Annotated in this window: 1 pseudogene; it reads left to right on the plus strand. The window is 61.9% G+C overall.

Going from position 1 to position 339, the window contains the following annotated elements:
* Window positions 1–339, plus strand: a pseudogene (locus ACQ4OB_RS27865) (RHS repeat protein); the annotation flags it as partial.

The following is a 339-nucleotide window of genomic DNA, read 5'->3' on the forward strand; positions in this document are numbered from 1 at the left end:
CTGAAGACGGTGTGTTGACTGAGCGTCGGGCACAGGACGCGAGTGCCCGGTGGTTGCAGCACTTGATCTATGACTATGACCGGACAGGCAATGTCCTGAGCATCGAGGACAAGGCACTGCCGGTGCGGTACTTCGCCAACCAGCGCATCGAGCCCATCAGTCGCTTTAGCTACGACAGCCTTTACCAATTGATCGAGGCTTCTGGCTGGGAGGCGGGCGGTCCCAGCCAGGGACCGGAATCCGTGGGGCAGGCCGATCCAGCGGCGGTCAGCAACTACCGCCAGACCTACAGTTACGACGAAAGCGGCAACCTGCTGAAGCTGACGCACGTCGGGGCGC

The sequence above is a fragment of the Pseudomonas sp. ES4 genome, assembly GCF_050586665.1.
In the GTDB taxonomy this organism is placed as follows: domain Bacteria; phylum Pseudomonadota; class Gammaproteobacteria; order Pseudomonadales; family Pseudomonadaceae; genus Aquipseudomonas; species Aquipseudomonas frederiksbergensis.